This is a genomic window from Mycobacterium sp. E2462 (genome assembly GCF_001672685.1).
Lineage (GTDB): Bacteria > Actinomycetota > Actinomycetes > Mycobacteriales > Mycobacteriaceae > Mycobacterium.
In genome coordinates this window covers 10,834-29,975 of the sequence record NZ_LZKC01000335.1, presented here as the reverse complement: position 1 = coordinate 29,975, position 19,142 = coordinate 10,834, and the positions used below count along the sequence as shown (strand labels likewise).

The following is a 19,142-nucleotide window of genomic DNA, read 5'->3' as shown; positions in this document are numbered from 1 at the left end:
CGCCGGTGCCACCGGGAATGGGGCCCACCCCGGTACCGCCGGGGATGCGGCCCGGTGGGCCCCGGCGGACCGGGCGGACCCGGCGGCCCCGGAGGTCCGGGCGGAGCGCCCAAGACCACGGTGACGTTCTCCGACGGTCGCACCGCGCCGTTCACGGTGGTGGGCGCCGACCCGACCAGTGACATCGCGGTCATCCGCGTGCAGGGCATGTCCGGGCTGACGCCGATCTCGCTGGGCTCCTCGTCGGACCTGCGGGTCGGGCAGCCGGTCGTAGCGATCGGGTCGCCGCTCGGCCTGTCCGGCACGGTGACCACCGGCATCGTCAGCTCGCTGAACCGGCCGGTGTCCACGACCGGCGAGTCCGGCAACCAGAACACCGTCCTGGACGCCATCCAGACCGACGCCGCCATCAACCCGGGTAACTCCGGCGGCGCCCTGGTCAACATGAACGGCCAGCTGGTCGGCGTCAACTCCGCCATCGCCACCCTGGGCGGCGATTCGCCCGACGCCCAGAGCGGTTCGATCGGCCTGGGCTTCGCGATCCCGGTCGACCAGGCCAAGCGCATCGCCGACGAGCTGATCGCCACCGGCAAGGCCCAGCACGCCTCGCTCGGGGTGCAGGTCACCAACGACAAGGGCACGCCCGGCGCGAAGGTCGTCGACGTCGTGACGGGCGGCGCGGCCGCGACCGCCGGGGTGCCCAAGAACGTGGTGGTCACCAAAGTCGACGACCGCCCCATCAACAGCGCGGACGCGCTGGTCGCGGCCGTGCGCTCGAAGGCGCCCGGCGACAAGATCTCGCTGACCTACCAGGATCCCGCTGGTGGCAGCCGAACCGTTCCGGTCACCCTGGGGAAGGCGGATCAGTAAGTGAGAGTCGAAGAGCCACTGAGTGAATCGCTGTCGGGGCTCGGATATACGGTGGCACCCATGGATACGGGTGCTGAGTTGGTGGTCGGCCGGGCGCTGGTCGTGGTGGTCGACGATCGCACCGCCCACGGGGACGAGGACCACAGCGGGCCGTTGGTGACCGAGCTGTTGACGGAGGCGGGGTTCGTCGTCGACGGCGTGGTGGCCGTGGCGGCCGACGAGGTCGAGATCCGCAACGCCCTCAACACGGCGGTGATCGGCGGCGTGGACCTGGTGGTGTCGGTCGGCGGGACGGGCGTCACGCCGCGCGACGTCACCCCGGAGGCCACCCGCGACATCCTCGACCGCGAGATCCTCGGCATCGCCGAGGCGGTGCGCGCGTCAGGGCTGTCCGCCGGCATCATCGACGCCGGGTTGTCGCGCGGCCTCGCCGGGGTCTCGGGCAGCACGCTGGTGGTCAACCTGGCCGGGTCGCGCTACGCCGTCCGTGACGGCATGGCGACGCTGAACCCGTTGGCCGCCCAGATCATCGGCCAGCTGTCCAGCCTCGAGATCTGACCGCGGCCGGTAGCGATCACTGAGATTCCGCGTCCGCGCGGGGTCCGTGCTCGGGCGTCGGCGCGGTCGTCGCCACGGTGCCGTGCTTGCCGGCCGAATCGCCGTTGGTCTGCGCGAGCAGGTCGCGGATCTCCTTGAGCAACACGATCTGTGCGTCGTCGGCCTGCTCGACCTGGCCGCGCTTGCGCAGCGTCGTGTACGGCAGCACGACCAGGAAGTACACCACCGCGGCGATGATGACGAAGTTGATCGCCGCCGACACCACGTTGTTGAAGTCGATGGTCTGACCGCCGCCGATGCTGATCCGCAGGATGCCGAGATTCGACTTGCCGTTGACGCCGACGCGGTTGACCAAGGGCTTGATGATGCTGTCGGTGAACTGCGTGACCAGCGCGGTGAACGCGGTACCGATGACGACCGCGGTGGACAGGTCGACGATGTTGCCCCGGGAGAGAAACTCCTTGAATCCCTTGAGCATGGGGACGTCCTTTCTGGGCCTGGACAGAGTTTGCTACCGGTCGGGTGCCACACCGGGGCCGTGTGCTCAATGCAGAGTCAGGGTCACCGTCTGGCCCAGCGCCGAGCCTGCCACGGTGTTCGCCACACGGGCCGGCAGCGCAACCAACACTACGCGGTCGCCGTCGGCGGACTGAACCCTTTCCTTGGTCGACACCAGCACCACCACCGCGTCGGTCGCCACCACCTTGGGCGGGGCGGGCGTGGGGTCGGAAGAACCGGACGCCGGTGCGGCCAGGACGTCGACGACGTCGCCGGGACGCACCAGATCGATCAGGGCGGCGTCGGCCAGGTGCAGCGGCACGATGCGCGCACCGGCGCCCGCCTGCGAGCCGACCGCGGCCTCGGCCAACCTGCTGCCCAGCACGCGCACGTCGGTCAGCACCTCGCCGCGCCTCGTCGGGCTGGCCAGCGTCGCGCCCAGCACCACCCCCATATCCGTCCTCGCGCCGTCGGGAATGGTTGCCAGCAAACGCTTTTCGAGGCGAACATCGGCGTCGGTGAGCGCCGTTCCCGGGCGCAGGTCATGGTCGGCGACCACCACCTCGGCGTAATCCCCGGCGGGGTCGGAGCGCAGCGTTGCGGCCGCGGCGAGCACCACCAACCCGCCCGCTGCGGCGCGGCGCGCCAGCACGGTTCTGGTCCATTCCGGCCGCGCCCAGAGGGCCAGCCGGCTGAAAAAAGTTGCATTGAGCGAGGACTCGCGCACCCCGCAACGGTAGGCGGGCCGGGCCCTCGAGGATGCCGCCGACAAGCGGCGCTGTGGATAACCCGCTAGCTGCTGGCGGCCGCGGTCGAGGCGGTGGAGCTGCTGCTGCTCGACTTGTCGCTCGAGCCGGACTTCTCGGCGGAGCCGGACTTTTCGCTCGATTTTTCCGTCGAGCTGGAACTCGACTCACCGCTCGACGAGGAGCCGTTGGTGGCGCCCGACTTCTTGCCCGATTCGCGGCTGTCGGTCCGGTAGAAACCGCTGCCCTTGAACACCACGCCCACGGAGTTGAAGCGCTTGCGCAACCGCCCGGAGCAGCGTTTGCACGTCGTCAGCGCGTCATCGGTGAATGCCTGCGCGATGTCGAAGCGGTCGCCGCATTCGGTGCACTGGTAGCTGTAAGTCGGCACAAAAACCTCCGGATGATTTGTGACCTGATTAGCACTCTAGCGTCTCAAGTGCTAGAACCGCCACGTGACATGACTCATTCCCGATGTGTCACGGGGTACCCACTGCGACCAGTCCCGCCCCCGGGGTTAGCGCGTGGGTCATCGGCACGTCGTGCGGTTCGGACGGCAGCGCGTCGAGGAGCTCGGCGTCGCGGACCACCGCGACCAGCGGCGCCGTGCCGCGGCGCGCGTGCAGCGACCGGTCGTAGAACCCGCGGCCGCGGCCCAGCCGCACCCCCGCGCGGTCGACGGCCAGCGCCGGCAGCAGCACCAGGTCCGCCTCGCCCAACGCGGTGTCCGGCAGCCAGGGCGCGGGCGGTTCGAGCAGCCCCCAGCGGCCGGCCACCAGCGCCCCGGGACGGTAGTCGCCCCACCGCAGAGGCCGCGGCGCACCGTCGGGACCCGTCCGCGCGACCGGCAGCAGCACCCGCCCCGCGAGCGTCAGCAACCTGTCCAGAAGGTCGATCGACCCGGGCTCGGTGCCCACCGGAACGTAGGCGCACACGGTGTCGCGGCCGCCCACAAAGGCTTTCAGGGTGTCCACGTGCTCGCCCAGCAGCCGGGCCTCGGCGGCCCGCACATCGTCGGCAACGCGCCCGCGCGCCGCGAGGAGCTGCTCGCGCAGCACCGCCTTGCTCATCGTCGCCATCTGTTAACCATGACAGCCAGCGAATTCGACGTGCCACATCGGTTTGGCTGACCGGAAGCGGGTTATCGTGTGAACGATGTCTTCCCCACGTGTGGTGGTTCCGCGCACGGCGATCGTGCCCGCCGCCGGCCTCGGGACCCGCTTTCTGCCGGCGACGAAAACGGTGCCGAAAGAGTTGCTGCCGGTCGTCGATACTCCCGGCATCGAGCTGGTCGCCGCCGAGGCGGCCGAGGCCGGCGCCGAACGCCTGGTCATCATCACCTCCGAGGGCAAGGACGGGGTGGTCGCGCACTTCGTCGAGGACCTGGTGCTGGAGAGCACGCTGGAGGAGCGCGGCAAGAAGGCCATGCTCGACAAGGTGCGGCGGGCGCCGCAGCTGATCAAGGTCGAGTCGGTGGTGCAGAGCGAACCGCTGGGCCTGGGCCACGCCATCGGGTGCGTCGAGTCCCGGCTGGCCGCCGACGAGGACGCGGTCGCGGTGTTGCTGCCCGACGACCTGGTGCTGCCCACCGGCGTGCTCGACACGATGTCGAAGGTGCGGGCGCACCACGGCGGCACCGTGCTGTGCGCCATCGAGGTCTCTCGCGAGGAGATCAGCGCCTACGGCGTGTTCGACGTCGAGCCGGTCCCCGGCGACGACAACCCGGACGTGCTGCGGGTCAACGGCATGGTGGAGAAGCCCCGCGCCGCGGACGCCCCGTCGTTGTTCGCCGCCGCCGGCCGCTACATCCTGGATCGCGCCGTCTTCGACGCCCTGCGCCGCATCGAGCGTGGCGCCGGCGGCGAGGTGCAGCTGACCGACGCCGTCGCGCTGCTGATCGCCGAGGGACACCCGGTGCATGTCGTGGTGCACCACGGATCTCGACACGACTTGGGAAATCCTGGCGGCTACCTCAAGGCTGCGGTTGACTTTGCATTGGATCGTGACGACTACGGCCCGGAGCTACGGCGATGGCTGGTGGCGCGGTTGGGCCTGGCGGAGCAGTAGCCAGGCGGTGACGCCCGGCCCGTCATGGGCGTTCGAAGGGCGATGCCCGGCAGGGCATTTTGGGCAGAGAGGCTCGCTGTGCGTTCGGTGGAGGAGCAGCAGACCCGGATAACGGCGGCCGCCGTCGCTCCGCGGCCCATTCGTGTGGCGATCGCCGAGGCGCAGGGCCTGCTGTGTGCCGAGGAAGTGGTGACCGAGCGGCCGATGCCCGGCTTCGACCAGGCCGCGATCGACGGCTACGCGGTCCGCAGCGTCGACGTGCTGGGCGTCGGAGAGGTGGGTGAGGACGCCGGCTTCGGCGAGGTCACCGAGGACGGCCCCGGCCTCGACGGGGGCGACGGCCTGACGCTGCCGGTGATGGGCACGATCGAGGCCGGCGCGCGCACCCCCAGCCGCCTGCAGCCCCGCCAGGCCGTGCGGGTGCGCACGGGCGCGCCGCTGCCCACGCTCGCCGACGCGGTGCTGCCCCTGCAGTGGACGGACGGCGGGACGTCGCGCGTGCGAATCTTCCGCGGGGCGCCGTCGGGCGCCTACGTCCGGCGTGCCGGCGACGACGTCCAGCCCGGCGACGTCGCGGTGCGTGCCGGCACCGTGATCGGCGCCGCCCAGGTCGGGCTGCTGGCGGCCGTCGGCCGCGAGCGGGTGCTGGTGCATCCGCGCCCGCGGGTGGCGATCATGGCGGTCGGCGGGGAACTGGTCGACATCTCCCGCACGCCGGGCAACGGGCAGGTCTACGACGTCAACTCCTACGCGCTGGCGGCCGCGGCCCGCGACGCCGGCGCCGAGGTCAACCGCATCGGCATCGTCAGCGAGGACCCCAAGGAGCTGCGCGACATCGTCGAGGGTCAGATCAATCGGGCCGAGATCGTGGTGATCGCCGGCGCCGTCGGTGGCGCGGCGGCCGAGGCAGTGCGCTCGGTGCTCGCGGACCTGGGGGAGATGGAGGTGGTCCGCGTCGCCATGCACCCCGGTTCGATCCAGGGCTTCGGCCAGCTCGGCCGCGAGGGCGTGCCCACCTTCCTGCTGCCGGCGAACCCGGTCAGCGCCCTGGTGGTATTCGAGGTGATGGTCCGGCCGCTGATCCGGCTGTCGCTGGGCAAGCGGCAGCCGATGCGCCGCATCGTGCAGGCGCGCACGCTCGCGCCGATCGCGTCGGTGGCGGGCCGCAAGGGCTTCCTGCGCGGCCAGCTGATGCGCGACCAGGAAAGCGGGGAGTACCTGGTGCAGGCGCTCGGTGGCGCGCCCGGCGCGTCGTCGCACCTGCTCGCCACGCTTGCCGAGGCGAACTGCCTGGTGGTGGTGCCCAGCGGCGCCGAGCAGATTCGCACCGGCGAAATCGTCGACGTCGCCTTCCTCGCCCAGCGCGGCTGAGCCGAACCGACTGCGTCCGACCGTGAACCTGTTGCGCAACACTTCCCGTCATCCGGGGTGGCCGTCGAGCGTCGGGCCGCTGCGCGTCCCCGCGGGCGTCGTGCGGCTGCGCGCGGTGCGGATGCGCGACGGCGCCCAGTGGAGCCGCATCCGGCTGGCCGACCGCGCCCATCTCGAGCCGTGGGAGCCCAGCGCGGACAGCGATTGGACCGTCCGGCACACCGTGGCCGCCTGGCCGGCCCTGTGTTCCGGCCTGCGCGCCGAGGCCCGCCAGGGGCGCATGTTGCCTTATGTCATCGAGCTCAACGGGCACTTCTGCGGCCAGCTCACCATCGGCAACGTCACTCACGGCGCGCTGCGCTCGGCATGGATCGGGTACTGGGTGCCCCGGGTGGCCACCGGCGGCGGCGTGGCCACCGCGGCGCTGGCGCTCGGCCTGGATCACTGCTTCGGGCCGGTGATGCTGCACCGGGTGGAGGCCACCGTGCGCCCGGAGAACGTCGCCAGCCGCGCGGTGCTGGGCAAGGTCGGGTTTCGGCAGGAAGGCCTGCTGCAGCGCTACCTCGAGGTCGACCGGGCCTGGCGCGACCACCTCTTGATGGCCATCACGGCCGAGGAGGTGAGCGGGTCGGTCGCTTCGGCGTTGGTCCGGTCGGGCCACGCCGCCTGGGCCTAAACCGGCCGCTTCCCTGGTCGGGCCGCCCACGCCGGCGGCGACACGCCTGCGCACCTGCGGTTGTGGCTAGCGCGACACGAGTGGCTTGTGGTGCTTGTGAGAGCGAAATTACAGGTGTGTAATTGATCTGGTCGTTACGACCCGGCCGCGCTGGCCACCAACCGGCCTCGCGGGGAGCGGAACCGAAGAGAGCAGGTCGTTATGCCAAGCATCCCGCAGTCACTGTTGTGGATCTCGCTCGTGGTGCTGTGGCTGTTCGTGTTGGTGCCCATGCTGGTCAGCAAGCGCGACGCCGTGCGGCGCACCAGCGACGTGGCGCTGGCCACCCGGGTGCTCAACGGCGGGGCCAATTCCCGGCTGATCAAGCGCAGCGGACCGGCCGCGGGGCACCGCAGCGACCCGCACTGGCAACCGCCGGCCGAGACCGACGCCGAAGACCACGAGGACCGCGAGGCCGCCGACGGGGACGACGACGCCGACACCGACGACCTGCGCCGCCGGCGCCCCGTCGTGATGCGCATGGCGGTGCCCGAGCAGGCCGAACCGGACTACCTCGACGTCGACGTCGTCGAGGACTCCCAGGCCTTGCCCGCCGGGGTCAGCGCCATCCAGGACGCCGACGACACCGACGACGACGGCGAGGCCGACACCGACGAAGTCGCCCGCACCGCTGACGAGCCCGACGACACCTACGAATACATCGAGGACTCGTCCGGGCTGGAGCCCGAGGCCGACGGCGACGAGGCCGACGAGGAGGCGCCGGCGCCGATTCCGCGCAACGCCTCGCGGCGCCGCCGGTTCGACACCAAGACCGCCGCCGCGGTGAGCGCCCGCAAGTACGCCTTCCGCAAGAAGGTGCTGATGGCGATGGCCGTCGTGCTGGTCGGCTCGGCCACCGCGGCGTTCGAGGTGTCCCCGGCCGCGTGGTGGCTGTGCGGCACCGCCACCGTGGTCACGCTGCTCTACCTGGGCTACCTGCGGCGGCAGACCCGCATCGAGGAAAAGGTGCGGCGCCGCCGCGCGCAGCGGGTGGCCCGCGCGCGGCTCGGCGTGCACAACGCGCACGACCGCGACTACGACGTGGTCCCGTCGCGGCTGCGACGCCCGGGCGCGGTGGTGCTGGAGATCGACGACGAGGACCCCGTCTTCGAGCACCTGGAGTACGCCATGGCGATGCGCAACTACGGCTGGCCGCGAGACCTGCCCCGCGCCGTCGGCGAATAGGGCTCGGGTTTCGGCGCTGGGCGGCTCGACTGGTAGCCTGCTAGCGATCAGGGGCTATGGCGCAGTTGGTAGCGCGACTCGTTCGCATCGAGTAGGTCAGGGGTTCGAATCCCCTTAGCTCCACTAAAAGTGGCGCTGGTCAGCGCGATTTCTCGCCGCTGGCAGCGGTCCCCGATTTCGGCTCGGTCCCCGCTGGGTCCCCGGCAGCAGCAATCGCGGCATCGAGACTGACCGCCACCGCGTCGAGGTCGTCGTCAAACAGGTCGGCATACACATCGAGGGTCATCGACGCCTTCGCGTGCCCCAACATCCGCTGGACCGCCTTCACGTTCGCGCCCGCGCTGATCGCCAGCGACGCGGCCGTGTGGCGCAGATCATGCGGGGTGATCGTCGGGAATTCTGGCGTGGTCGCCGCCCCGGCGGCCGCGACTTCTTTCGCCCGCTGCGCGATGGCCTCGGCCTGCACCGTCTGCACGGCCGGTTCGAACACCCTCGCCCGCCAATTGGAGTTCCGTAGCACGCCGCCGCGCTGGTCGCTGAACACAAGATCGTCGCGACCCTTACCGACCATCAGTGCGGCCAACTCGTCGACCAACGAAGCCGGGAACGGCACCGAGCGGCGCTCCCATGTCTTCGGCGTCGACCAGACCAGCCCAACCCCGGCAGCCTCGGTGACCGATTGGCTGACATTGACCCGACGGCGCAGCATGTCGAAGTCCTGGACCCGTAGGGCGGCCATCTCCCCCCACCGGAGGCCGGTGTAAGCCAGGAACCGGACGACCTGGTCCTCCCGCTCGACAGCGTCGGCCAGGGCGGCAACCTGGCGGTGGGTCAGGTAGCCGCGATCGGCGTGCTTGCGTTTGGGCACCTTGACGCCGTCGCACGGGTTGCGGGGGATGGCGCGGTCCTCGACCGCGGCGGCGAGCAGCTGACGCAACAGGCCGAACGCGTTCTCGATCGTCGGCACTCCGATGCCGTCGGCGACCAGCTGCGCGACCCAGGCGCGTACGGCGCTGGTCTTGACGTCGACAACGGCGACGTGGCCCCAGTGCGGTTCGACCCGGCTGCCCCAGGTCGAGCGCCTTGTCGCGCTGGTCTTCGGGCTGATGTGCCCCTGCGCCGCTGACCATCACGCGTAGATCGCGGCGACCGTCACCCGACCGGCCTCGGGCGCGGTCCAGGTGCCGGTCATCATGCTGGCGCTGATCTCGGCGAGAAAAACCTTCGCCTCGGCCTTCTTGCCAAAACCGTTGGTGCGCTCCTTGTCATTATCGTCGAAATACCGTGCACGCCAACGGTTGCCGATGCCGCAGCGTGCTTTGGGTTCACCGTTGGTCTTATACCAAAGGTCGGTGATGTTCGACCTCATCGCGTTGCCATCCTGTTCGCCAGCCCCGGGTCGGGGACTGTCCAGCGCCTAACGGCGCTGACCATATCCGCGGTGTCACGCCGCATCACCGCAGATCAGAGACCTACGCCTGTCGTAGCGCGCTACGAGCAAACTGCTGCACGGCCTACTTCGGTAAAGGAGATCGTAGCGTGCTACGTTGTCTGCCAGCGTATTTCACGCTATCAGTCTGTCATCCTACTAGTCTAGTGTTGTCCTACAGCTAATCAACGCGGTCGAAAGGCTCGACCAGATGCCATTCCGACCCAAGACGCCTATACCGACCGACCAACCGCCGCCACCCTGGCGGGACATCCTGGCCACCGAGGAGGTCGCGGTGCTGACCAGCATCCCCGCGGCGACGCTGCGCTACTGGGCTACGCAGACGACCGACCAGGGACCGCCGAGTTTTCGCCTTGGGCGCAGGAGGGTCTACCGGCGCAGTGCAGTCCTCGACTGGATCGTCGAGCAGGAGCGCGCGACGACCAACCGCCCCCAGGCCGCCAACGGCCGACTGCCCCGACAACTGAAAGGGCGGCGACGTGCCTGACCCCAGATACGACGACGCCGCAGCTGTTGATTCAACTGCGGCGGTCGTTGCAATGCCCGGTATGCATGCGACTAGCAGTATTTCACACCCGGCAGACATGGGGCGGGTGATGCGCTGATGGCTCGTCAAATGGGTCGGCTCTACAACCGCATCTGGCGCGACCAGGACTACCTAAGCCTGTCGATCGGCGCGAAGCTGCTGTTCGCCTTGCTGCTCTCCCAGGACAACATCAGTCCCGCTGGAGTTTTGCCGCTACAGCCCCGGCTATGGGCGGAGCTCGTTGGCGATGGCGCTACCGCCAACGACGTCGTGGCATGGCTCAACGAGCTTCAGGGCATGCCGTCCAGGCCGTTCGTGCTAATCGACGCCGACACCGAAGAAGTGTTGGTACGCACGCTGATCCGCAACGACAAGATGCCGCAGGGCACGCCGAAGGTGCAGGCCCCCGCGATCGAGGCGTGCGCGGTCGTCCGGTCGGTCGTACTTCGCGACTGGCTGGCAGGCGAGCTTGAGAAGTGTATCTGCGCGGGCCTGGTGCATGGGACGTTGCAAGAGAAGACCTTTGAGATGGTCGATGTCCTATCCCCCGATAGGCATTCGGATAGCCAATCCGATAGCAATTCGGATAGACAAGGGGAATGGCTAAGTAGGGGTTCAGGTCTAAGTTCAAGTCCAAGTCCCAGTCCAAGTAAAGCGCGTGCGAACGAAAACGGCGACCGATCGACGGTCGTCGTCGACACCGAACCGTCTGAGGACAGGCCCTACGGCAGCTGCGACCGCTGCGGCGGCGACCGCGACGAGAACGGCGAATGCTGCGACCCCCAATGCGTTCCGCTCCCGGCGTGCAGGTACGAAGCCAAGGACAGGCAGCGCTGCATCAAGCCCGCGACGAAAGACGACCTCTGCGCGCACCACTGGGCGATTAACAACTGGCGGACCGGCACATGACCTTCTCGCCGCCGACCGGAACTGGCCGTTGCCGCATCTGTTCGTGGCACGTCCCAACCCAGTCGCATCGACCTGGCTGCCTAGCCGGTAAGTGCCGCCCCTGCGACGGGACGGCGTATCGGTCGGCCCGGTTGTGCGAGTCGTGCCTGCGAGCCAACTTCGAGCGCCAGGCGGTGAAGCGATGACCTCGCCGTCGTGCAGCTGCCGAGTCGGCCATCTCTGCGAACGTCATCTGGTCGACCGGCAGCGGGTCATCGGCGAGCGGCTCGCCTACATGAACCACCGCGTGCACCTGCGCGCGGTCGAACCCAAACCTGAAGGAATCACTAACATGACCAGGAATCAACGCTCCCCGGAATGGCTGGAAGAGCAGGTACGTCGAGGCCGCTCGGACCTCTATAGCGGCATCGCAAACGCGATCGAGGCACTCGCCAATTACGGCGGTTATGACGACATCGACTGCCTGATGTCGGAATACGATCCGACCGAATTGATGCCGCCGCAGTTGTCGCGGTATCTAGAGCTGCCCAACTTGGAGACAGCCCAGCGGTTTTTTAGCGCACTGATTACGTGGGTTCAGACGGCATCGGATCCGCGCCCTGCGCCACGGACAGACACGATCGGGGCCGATGGCGGGTAACGACCAAAGCGGGCCGCTGACAGCGAATCAGCGACGCAAGCAACGCGCGCCGCTCTCTGACGCGTGCCGCCAAACGATTACGTGTGGTTACGAGTACGTCAGCTTCGCCGCGGCCTGGTGGCGGGCGCGACTCAGCCACGAGAAATGGGTCGCCCATACCAGCTGGCAGAGCAGTTTGGTGCGACCGGTGCTGGATGCGCGGTGACTGACTTCGACGACGACGACATCGATGGCGTCGACGACTTCGACGACGACCTGGGCGATCCAGAAGCGACCGGCCGCGCAGCGGTTATTTGCCGCGTGGAATCGCTGGGGTGCAGATTCAGGTTCGTCGCCAGCGTCGACGCCGCACTGCGCCTGGCCGCGCGCTGGCCGTGCGAAACGGCCGGATGCCTGGGCGGTCATACCGTCGTGCACCGCGACGACCGCGGCCAGCTGCGGATCATCGCTGACGGCGACGAGGGCGACGAGGTCATCGGCCGCTTCAGCGATCTGCTGCGGGTGCGGGAGGTGCGTCGGCGGCTGCGCGCTCGTGTCAACGAGGCCGCCCGCCAGCAGCGTCGCCGGGCTGCGAAAAGAACCGTGCTGCAACGAGGAGACACCGATGGCGCTGATTGACGATCTGCCCGACCCGATGCAGTTGGGAGTCGACGACCTGCGGCGGCTGCGGGACCTGTTTCATTACACCGCGGAGGCTGCTGTGCGCCAGGGCGATGAGATGCTTGCCACCTGGGCGCGGACCATCACCGACAAGTACGCGCACGTGCTGAACGAGCGTGCCAGCAGCGCTCGCGCGCTGCGTGCGTACCTCGCGGACCGGCGACGCGAACGCCCGCATGGCACTCCCGGCGACACGAGCGGGTTGCCGTTGTGGCGCGACATCAGCGGCCTGCCCGAAAACGAATGATGATGCGGCGTGCCGCATTGCGTTGTGGCGCAACAAGTTAGCGCCGTGTGTCACGGTCCGCTTGACAGTGTTTGAGCGTAGAGTGACCACTAGCGTCGCGCTCCTAGACGGCGGCGCTGCCCGGAAGTTGCTCCGACGAACGCGGTGTGATGGCCAATCCGCCGCCAGTAGTTCGGGAACGGGGTGAGTAGGGGGTGAAAGTCCCTCCCTGACGTCAGGCCAACGTCAGGCCCGCACGGCGATCCCCCGACTTCCACCGGCATTACCGCGCGGGTTGGTGGCGCTCCCGGAGCGATGAGCCGGTGGCGTTGCGGCGTGGCACACAAAGCACGACGGCAATCCCATACGAATCGCGTTGCATGCGTGCGAATTTCACCTGCACAGATAATGGCACCGAAATTCACCTCCGGCAGTGCGATACCACCCCCAGATGTGCCTCGGCGTAACCCATTAGAGGAGAATCATGAAGTCTGTCTATGAGCCGGTCACCTACCGGAAGAACAACCCCGAGTGCAGCTACCTTCAGGACGTCTGCCGGGTCGGTATGAACATAGACTGGACCGGGCGTGCCCGCGAACGTCTGATGCGCCACGCGATCGACGTGGAGACGCTGCCCGAGTACCGCTCCATGAACAAGGAGCAGCGTGCGCTGTCGCGCGTCGACGGCGCTGGCGGCTACGCGGTGCCGCCGCTGTGGATGATGAACGAGTACGTGACGCTGGCGCGTCCCGGTCGTCCGCTGGCCAACGCGGTTGTGAACCAGCCGCTGCCGCCCGGTACCGACTCGATCAACATCCCCAAGCTGCTGACCGGTACCAAGACTGGCGCTCAGACCGCGGACAACACCAACGTCGTGAGCCAGGACATCACCGACACGTACATCAACGCGCCGGTGCGGACGATCAGCGGCCAGCAGGACCTCGCGATCCAGCTGCTCGACCAGTCGCCGATCGAGTTCGACCAGATCGTGTTCGGTGACCTCGTCGCCGACTACGCGGCCCAGGTCGACGCACAGGTGATCGCCGGAACGGGTACCAACGGAACCGTGCTTGGGTTCTTAAACACCAGCGAAATCCTGACGGTCGCGGCTGGTGCCCTGACCATTCAGGGGGCCTACGGTGCGATCGCCAACGCGATCCAGCAGGTGCACGGTGCACGCCACTTGCCGCCACAGGCGATCTTCATGCACCCGCGGCGTTGGGGCTGGTTCCAAAGCCTGCTGGACGCCACCAACCGCCCGTTGTTCACCCCGATCAGCCAGGGTCCACAGAACGTCGCCGGTATCTTGGCGAACGTCGCGTCAGAGCAGGTCGTAGGCAACATTCAGGGGTTGGCGATCGTGACCGACCCGAACCTGCCGACCAACCTCGGAAACGAGACCCCGGCCGGTACCGAGGACCCGATCCTGATCATGCGCCTGTCGGACAACATCCTGTGGGAGTCGGGCATCCGGACGCGCGCGATGCCGGAAACCCTGTCAGGCCAGCTGACCGTTCGACTTCAGGTGTTCGGATACCTGGCGTTCACTGCGGCTCGCTACCCTCAGTCGACCGCGGAAATCACCGGGCTAACTGCGCCCACGTTCTAGGAACGCTTGAAAAAAGGAGGACGTTTCCTTCCCTGTAAGGGCAATAAGTAAGTCGTATCCGGCCGAAGAGATTTCAGAGATAGAGCTCCGCTCCTATCTTGAGTCCCGGCCCCCTCCTCAGGTTTGGCGGGCTGCTAGCGCTACCCGCAGGGTGTCGTGGAGATCACCGCTGAAGCCCTCACAGCAAAGCTTTCTGGCCGGAGCTATCGGTTCGCCGAACTCGAGCGTAGTCAAGTAGATCTGTCACGCGAGCGCCCTCCGCGTGCCATTCTCGCACTATTGATTCGCCGAGAAGCACGTAGTGCCAGGAAACATCGCCACGCTGGTGACTAGGAAGCATGTTCAGTTGTTCGCACCAGGTGAGGGCCGCGCGTTGCTTCCGCTTGACATTTTCATCGCTCAGCGCCGACTGTGCTTTAGTTTCAACAACGTAGATGTCGGTGTCGGAGCGCACCAGAAAATCTGGCGAATACTGAGCAGGCATGCCGTCGGCTTTCAGATATGGCCGTCGGAGAAAGTCATGTCTGTATTCATGCACCTTCGACAGCGCCTCGACATACGTGTCTTGGTCCGCCCACTCGATGAAAAGTCTTTCCAGTCCGCCACTTTTCGAGGGGATAGGGAGCTTGGGGTATATGCACTTGCTGACCTCGACGCTGGCGGTGGCACGGACTGGAATGGTCGTCACCTCGGACAGCATCCGGTGTTGGACCAGTGCCTCGGCCACTGATTGGTTCTCTAGTAATTCGGTCAGCTTGCTGGCGAAGACCCCCGCGATATCATGAGCGACGTCATCGAGAAGGAGGACCCGCCAGTTCTCTTCCTCTAGCGGGTCGAAGTCGGATTTGAAAAGCCGTTGGCGAATGTACATGTCGAGCCATCCCGTTAGTAGCGGCTTGTATGCCTGCAAGATCGGGTATTGGCTTATCTCTTTGTACTTTCCAGCGCTGCTGGTGAGGTTACGCCCGAGCGCCTCGGTAATCCGAGTTGTCATCCGAGACAAGTAGTCGTTGTATCCAGTCGCGGTGAGGATCCCGCCATCCACCCGATAGTCCCCAAACTGAGTTCCCGTCTGGGCATCCTGAGAGACGAACCGGTCACCCTTCCCAATCTGTCTAGTGAGCCAGTCCACCTCGTACTTGCTTGGCGTAAGCGTCATCGGATCGATACTTGGCTGCTTGAGCTCCTCATCGGCATCACGAACGATGATCGGTATTTCAAAGTCGTACGCCTGGTATCCCGGGCGCAAATCAATATGCTCGAGATCACCAGTCGCACTTGTCGAGTCAGAATCCTCACCCACCTCAACAGCCAATCCGCCGCTAAGGAGGTCATCATAGAACTGCGAGAAGGCTGGATGCTCGACGATAAATAACACATCGAAGTAGTTGGTCGGCTCTTCGCGTCGAGCGATCCGCTCACGGGTATCCCGCTTTAGCTCATCGATAGCGTCATCGCCACGCCACATCAAACGCAACCCACGGCCGATCGTTTGTTCCAGCAGGATCGATGCCTCGGAGGATCGCAGCGGCACGATGACACAGATGTTGTTGACGTCGAAGCCCTCCCGCAGCATCAACACTGAAACGATTACCTTGGGCTGCGCGTGCCTGTCGACATCGAAGAGGCGCTCGCGGATAAGCTCCCATTCTTTCGAGCCGAGTTCCTGCTTACGCCCGGAATCGACGCGCAAGATATCGTCCTCTGACAGCCCCGTGCTCTGCAAGAACTCGACTACGTGCGGGGTAACTGTCGTGTCCTCACAGATGACCAGCAGCTTGGGGCGCTTGTACTGATTGGTTTCCGTGAATTGCTCGTCTAAGATCTGAAGCTTTTTCAGGCCAGCACGCAGCATGACCCTCTGTCCCTGCGAAAGGCCGGTGACCCGCTTCTGCTCATCACGCTCGGCCTTAAAATCCAGTGGTAGCGATGCGATGTCCTTGCGCTTGTCCAGCGCCAGTGCCTTGACTAGGCCAGCGCGCATGGCCGAATTCAGATCGAAGTCAACCACAATATGTGGGAAGTATTGACGTCCCTTCTTTGCGCCGGAACCGACCTCGTTGAACGGTGTGGCTGAAAAGTCGACCTGTATGAAGCGAGAACCTTTGGTGGAAGCGATTTCCGTGAGGGACCTCTGCCACTCAACGTCGCTGACCTCGTCAGCCTTGCGTATCTCGTGGATGTGATGGGCTTCGTCGTTGAACACCAACAGGTCTGGCAACTCTTTCAGAGCCGCCAGAGGTCCACCACGCAGGAAGCGGCGATCGAGAGCGTTTAAAGCATTTCCGGCGGCCGTACCTGGTGTGAGGGGGAAGAAGCTCTCCACCGCGGTCTTTGGATCGATGTCGCGGCCAGGAACCTCGATGTCGTTCTCGCCTCCGACGAAGTCGGGATCTTCCTGGCCCGCCAGTAGGTGCCAGTTAGTAATTGCGATAAGTCCAGAGCCGGTCACCTTTTGACCGATCTCAGTTTTCGTCACCACCGACGACTGTAAGAACCCAAAAACAGGACTGCGATAGTTCTCAGGGATAAACAGGTCTCGCTGTTGATAGATGTCGCTGGTCGTAAAATCTCGTTCTCCGTCGATCATCTTGCCCTGGAACGAATCCAATAGGCGGTCGTAGACGATCAAGCCTGGAGCCACCAGCAAGAAATTGCTCGTAAAATTTTCGTCAGTCGGATTGGCAAGCTTGTTGAGGTACTGCCAGACGAGCAACGCGTTGAGGACCCAGGTCTTTCCGGTACCCGTCGCCATCTTCGCCGCATACTTCGGGTGCGCATGCCGATCGCGGGTCACCTCGCTAAGGACGCCACCATCGAGCATCGCCTCGCCCGCCACGGACTCGTACAACTCGCGCAGAGTTCGGGCACCGATAACCTCGTGGGCAAAGATGATGTGGAGGACCGCAGCACGCTGGCCCTCGTGGAAATTCAGAAATCGCAAATCGCAGTAATCCTGCTGAAACCAGTACTTAAGCAACTCGGCCGTTGTAGGGGTTACCTGCTCCAACAGTTCGGGACCAACCCCGGATACGAGATCAGGAATCTGGCCATCGACCAGTCCCTTCAGCGCTGTCGCGAGGGGAAAAAGATCCTTGCGCCTAGTCACTGGGAGACCTCCACGTTATCGATCACGACCTCGGACTCATAGCCGAATACATCAACCGCCCGGATACAAACCCGGCGACCGTCGGCCTTGCTGGGCACCTGCACTCGTGCTGACGTCAAGACGCGAAGAGGATCATCGTCATTGTTTGTGTTGCCGCGGTAGTCTTGCCAAACTGACCGGAACAACTCACCGTCGTAGTCGGGGTCAACTGCCCAATACTCAATCAGGGCAAGGGGTTCGGCGTTCATAACAGTCCGCAACTCTGCCCTGCTCTTGTCATCGAGATTGAGCGCCTCCGGTGAGAGCAAGACATAGTTCCTAAGGTCTACTCGAAGCTCCTCGCCGTCCTTCGTTTCCTTCCGCGACACCACTTCTGCTTGGAGGTACTGCAACGTCGAGAACCTGACCTCGCTCGCCAATTTCTCGGCACCCTTTTTCTTCAACCGATCCAGCAGATCCGGGGGAATAACTCGCACTTCAAGAGCGTGATCGTTCAACGCGGCGATGTCCTGCCCGATGCCCGCCGAGAAGTTCCAGCCCAACACGATCACCTTGTCGAACCCGCCCAGCTTGCTGTCGCGGTACCCCTGCGCACGGCGAAGGGTGGACACCGTGGTCAGTTTCGCAGGGCTGTCAGCGAATACGAGCGTGCGCGTATTTGGTAGACGACCGAGGCTGCCATTGACGTTCTCCTCTGGAGGCAACGGCAAAGCACCAAACAGATCGAGAACGACTTTGGCCAGATCGCCGACGCGGAAGGAGCGTCCGAGCGTCGAGCGAGCCTGCTCAACCTGGTAATCGCCGATCGCCTGGTACAGGAATGGCTTCGCGTCCTGGTCGATCAGGCGCTTGCGGCTGATCATTGACGCTGGCTTACCGATGTCGGATACGACCCAACGACGACCCAGCTTCTCCGCTACCGCAGCGGTGGTCCCCGAACCCACGAAAAAGTCGGCTACCAAGCTACCTTCATTCGTCGCCATCTCGATGATGCGGGAGAGCAGCGCCTCCGGTTTCTGCGTGCCATAGTCCAGTCGCTGGCCCCCCTTAGTTACCCAGGGAACATCTACCCACACGTCGTCGAGGAGGACGCCAGGCAGTTCATCCAAGTATTGCTTTCGATATAGGTTTCCAGACGCTCCCTCGTGAATCAGGCCCAACTTGCGCATCTCGGCAATTCGGGCGGCGCTGGTCGCGGTGCCCAGATTCTGGTCAGCTCGATATCGGCGGCCATCAGCATCCACATAGCGGAAACGTGACTTGTACTCCTCCGAGTATTCTTCATGAATCGGACGAAACACGCCCGGGAGCGCTTTTTCATATCGAAAGATCGTGTCGTGGTTGAACGGAATCTTCTGTTTGCCTTTGAATCCCGACACGGACATTCGACGCCACACGATCTCGTTACGAAACTGTTCTCGACCAAATAGATCATCAAGAATCAACTTGACATAATGGCCGACATGCCAATCAAGATGCACATAGATCGATCCGGTATCGGATAGAAGTTCTCGCATTAGGACCAATCGAGGAACGATCATTGCGAGATACGATGCAGTCCCGTCAGCCCAGGTGTCTGAGTACGCGAACTGCTCAAGAACGGTAGGCTGCCGTTCAATAGTCACGTCAGGCAAAGTGATCCTGCTGCGGTAGTCTGCTTTCGAGTCGAAAGGAGGGTCGATATAAATCAGATCGATCTTGCCGCGAAGGCTTGGTGTGTCCTCGTCACCGGCCAGCAGCGCGGCCATGGCCAGGAGATTGTCGCCGTAAATGAGCCGGTTAGTTAGCTGATATTCCGGCCGGATGTCACCGCCAGTCACTTCGTCGCTGACCATACGCAAGAGGTCCGGGGTCGCGGTGTCCTTCGATGGGATGACTAGCTCACGGGTCTGAAGGGTGACGCGGTTTCGCCCCTCCAGCTGTTCGAGTATCTGTTGCGCCTGTCGTTTGCCTGCCGCAACGATGCCAGGAAGCTGTTCTAGGAGCGACTTGCTCATATGCAC

At 65.3% G+C, this 19,142-nt stretch carries 20 protein-coding genes and 1 tRNA gene; 12 read left to right on the top strand and 9 right to left on the bottom strand.

The window, feature by feature from the left end; all coding sequences use genetic code 11:
* Together A5714_RS17665 and A5714_RS17660 are read left to right on the top strand one after the other, a co-directional pair.
* Window positions 1–870, top strand: an 870-nt coding sequence (locus A5714_RS17665; protein WP_068287272.1) for a S1C family serine protease, incomplete at its 5' end; no start/stop codon positions are given.
* A 60-nt stretch (window positions 871–930) separates the two neighbouring features.
* Entirely contained in the window at window positions 931–1,428 is a 498-nt protein-coding gene (locus tag A5714_RS17660) for a molybdenum cofactor biosynthesis protein B (protein ID WP_068065382.1), read from the top strand.
* Between the two features lie 16 nt (window positions 1,429–1,444).
* Here the strand turns inward: A5714_RS17660 and mscL are convergent, their stop codons facing one another.
* From mscL to A5714_RS17640, 4 genes are all read right to left on the bottom strand, one after another.
* Window positions 1,445–1,906 carry a large-conductance mechanosensitive channel protein MscL gene (gene mscL / locus A5714_RS17655; RefSeq protein WP_068065379.1) on the bottom strand — a complete coding sequence of 154 codons (462 nt, stop codon included), beginning with the start codon at window positions 1,904–1,906 and terminating at the stop codon, window positions 1,445–1,447.
* Between the two features lie 66 nt (window positions 1,907–1,972).
* Window positions 1,973–2,653, bottom strand: a complete 681-nt coding sequence (locus A5714_RS17650; protein WP_068287255.1) for an SAF domain-containing protein — start codon at window positions 2,651–2,653, stop codon at window positions 1,973–1,975.
* 65 nt (window positions 2,654–2,718) lie between these two features.
* Window positions 2,719–3,063, bottom strand: a complete 345-nt coding sequence (locus A5714_RS17645; protein ID WP_068287252.1) for an FmdB family zinc ribbon protein — start codon at window positions 3,061–3,063, stop codon at window positions 2,719–2,721.
* Window positions 3,064–3,151: 88 nt separating this feature from the next.
* Window positions 3,152–3,751 carry a 5-formyltetrahydrofolate cyclo-ligase gene (locus A5714_RS17640; protein WP_068287249.1) on the bottom strand — a complete coding sequence of 200 codons (600 nt, stop codon included), beginning with the start codon at window positions 3,749–3,751 and terminating at the stop codon, window positions 3,152–3,154.
* Window positions 3,752–3,827: 76 nt separating this feature from the next.
* Here A5714_RS17640 and A5714_RS17635 point away from each other — a divergent pair, with 76 nt between their 5' ends.
* From A5714_RS17635 to A5714_RS17615, 5 genes are all read left to right on the top strand, one after another.
* Window positions 3,828–4,739 (top strand): UTP--glucose-1-phosphate uridylyltransferase, encoded by a 912-nt coding sequence (locus A5714_RS17635; RefSeq protein ID WP_068287246.1) that lies wholly within the window; start codon window positions 3,828–3,830, stop codon window positions 4,737–4,739.
* A gap of 78 nt (window positions 4,740–4,817) precedes the next feature.
* Entirely contained in the window at window positions 4,818–6,110 is a 1,293-nt protein-coding gene (gene glp / locus A5714_RS17630; RefSeq protein WP_068065365.1) for a gephyrin-like molybdotransferase Glp, read from the top strand.
* 22 nt (window positions 6,111–6,132) lie between these two features.
* Window positions 6,133–6,786, top strand: coding sequence for a GNAT family N-acetyltransferase (locus A5714_RS17625; protein ID WP_068065362.1), 654 nt, complete (start codon window positions 6,133–6,135; stop codon window positions 6,784–6,786).
* Window positions 6,787–6,987: 201 nt separating this feature from the next.
* Entirely contained in the window at window positions 6,988–8,010 is a 1,023-nt protein-coding gene (gene glpR / locus A5714_RS17620) for a gephyrin-like molybdotransferase receptor GlpR (protein WP_068287243.1), read from the top strand.
* Window positions 8,011–8,060: 50 nt separating this feature from the next.
* Window positions 8,061–8,133, top strand: a tRNA-Ala gene (locus tag A5714_RS17615).
* A 16-nt stretch (window positions 8,134–8,149) separates the two neighbouring features.
* Here the strand turns inward: A5714_RS17615 and A5714_RS26685 are convergent.
* Both A5714_RS26685 and A5714_RS27210 read right to left on the bottom strand, forming a co-directional pair.
* Complete coding sequence (locus tag A5714_RS26685) at window positions 8,150–8,977, bottom strand: site-specific integrase (RefSeq protein ID WP_231975920.1); 828 nt, start codon at window positions 8,975–8,977, stop codon at window positions 8,150–8,152.
* Window positions 8,978–9,139: 162 nt separating this feature from the next.
* Window positions 9,140–9,379, bottom strand: coding sequence for a hypothetical protein (locus A5714_RS27210; RefSeq protein WP_082959819.1), 240 nt, complete (start codon window positions 9,377–9,379; stop codon window positions 9,140–9,142).
* Between the two features lie 271 nt (window positions 9,380–9,650).
* On the opposite strand from A5714_RS27210, the gene A5714_RS25515 reads away from it, so the two are divergent.
* The 3 genes from A5714_RS25515 (at window position 9,651) to A5714_RS17600 (ending at window position 11,535) form a co-directional block, all read left to right on the top strand.
* Window positions 9,651–9,947: a hypothetical protein gene (locus A5714_RS25515; RefSeq protein WP_082959818.1), complete on the top strand. Its 297-nt coding sequence runs from the start codon at window positions 9,651–9,653 to the stop codon at window positions 9,945–9,947.
* Between the two features lie 129 nt (window positions 9,948–10,076).
* A complete protein-coding gene (locus A5714_RS17605) occupies window positions 10,077–10,895 on the top strand; it encodes a hypothetical protein (RefSeq protein WP_068287239.1) in 819 nt (272 codons plus the stop codon).
* Window positions 10,896–11,076: 181 nt separating this feature from the next.
* Window positions 11,077–11,535: a hypothetical protein gene (locus A5714_RS17600; protein ID WP_068287236.1), complete on the top strand. Its 459-nt coding sequence runs from the start codon at window positions 11,077–11,079 to the stop codon at window positions 11,533–11,535.
* An 87-nt stretch (window positions 11,536–11,622) separates the two neighbouring features.
* Here A5714_RS17600 and A5714_RS27205 read toward each other — a convergent pair whose 3' ends face one another.
* Complete coding sequence (locus A5714_RS27205; RefSeq protein ID WP_231975919.1) at window positions 11,623–12,126, bottom strand: hypothetical protein; 504 nt, start codon at window positions 12,124–12,126, stop codon at window positions 11,623–11,625.
* Window positions 12,127–12,139: 13 nt separating this feature from the next.
* On the opposite strand from A5714_RS27205, the gene A5714_RS17590 reads away from it, so the two are divergent.
* Window positions 12,140–12,442 (top strand): hypothetical protein, encoded by a 303-nt coding sequence (locus A5714_RS17590; protein ID WP_068287230.1) that lies wholly within the window; start codon window positions 12,140–12,142, stop codon window positions 12,440–12,442.
* 463 nt (window positions 12,443–12,905) lie between these two features.
* The gene (locus A5714_RS25510; RefSeq protein WP_082959817.1) at window positions 12,906–14,030 is read left to right on the top strand and encodes a phage major capsid protein; all 1,125 of its coding nucleotides are present in this window, start codon (window positions 12,906–12,908) and stop codon (window positions 14,028–14,030) included.
* Window positions 14,031–14,208: 178 nt separating this feature from the next.
* On the opposite strand, the gene A5714_RS17580 is transcribed toward A5714_RS25510, so the two are convergent.
* Both A5714_RS17580 and A5714_RS17575 read right to left on the bottom strand, forming a co-directional pair.
* Entirely contained in the window at window positions 14,209–17,139 is a 2,931-nt protein-coding gene (locus tag A5714_RS17580) for a DEAD/DEAH box helicase family protein (RefSeq protein WP_068287227.1), read from the bottom strand.
* Window positions 17,136–19,136, bottom strand: coding sequence for a site-specific DNA-methyltransferase (locus tag A5714_RS17575; RefSeq protein ID WP_068287263.1), 2,001 nt, complete (start codon window positions 19,134–19,136; stop codon window positions 17,136–17,138). Before A5714_RS17575 ends, A5714_RS17580 begins: the two co-directional genes overlap by 4 nt.
* Between the last annotated feature and the right edge of the window lie 6 nt (window positions 19,137–19,142).

Bases quoted from the DNA above. Each gene is read 5' to 3' on its own strand.
- A5714_RS17660 (WP_068065382.1), top strand. From the start codon at position 931: ATGGATACGGGTGCTGAGTTGGTGGTCGGCCGGGCGCTGGTCGTGGTG.
- mscL (WP_068065379.1), bottom strand. From the start codon at position 1,906: ATGCTCAAGGGATTCAAGGAGTTTCTCTCCCGGGGCAACATCGTCGAC.
- A5714_RS17640 (WP_068287249.1), bottom strand. From the start codon at position 3,751: ATGGCGACGATGAGCAAGGCGGTGCTGCGCGAGCAGCTCCTCGCGGCG.
- A5714_RS17635 (WP_068287246.1), top strand. From the start codon at position 3,828: ATGTCTTCCCCACGTGTGGTGGTTCCGCGCACGGCGATCGTGCCCGCC.
- glpR (WP_068287243.1), top strand. From the start codon at position 6,988: ATGCCAAGCATCCCGCAGTCACTGTTGTGGATCTCGCTCGTGGTGCTG.
- A5714_RS27210 (WP_082959819.1), bottom strand. From the start codon at position 9,379: ATGAGGTCGAACATCACCGACCTTTGGTATAAGACCAACGGTGAACCC.
- A5714_RS25515 (WP_082959818.1), top strand. From the start codon at position 9,651: ATGCCATTCCGACCCAAGACGCCTATACCGACCGACCAACCGCCGCCA.
- A5714_RS17605 (WP_068287239.1), top strand. From the start codon at position 10,077: ATGGGTCGGCTCTACAACCGCATCTGGCGCGACCAGGACTACCTAAGC.
- A5714_RS17600 (WP_068287236.1), top strand. From the start codon at position 11,077: ATGACCTCGCCGTCGTGCAGCTGCCGAGTCGGCCATCTCTGCGAACGT.
- A5714_RS17590 (WP_068287230.1), top strand. From the start codon at position 12,140: ATGGCGCTGATTGACGATCTGCCCGACCCGATGCAGTTGGGAGTCGAC.
- A5714_RS25510 (WP_082959817.1), top strand. From the start codon at position 12,906: ATGAAGTCTGTCTATGAGCCGGTCACCTACCGGAAGAACAACCCCGAG.
- A5714_RS17575 (WP_068287263.1), bottom strand. From the start codon at position 19,136: ATGAGCAAGTCGCTCCTAGAACAGCTTCCTGGCATCGTTGCGGCAGGC.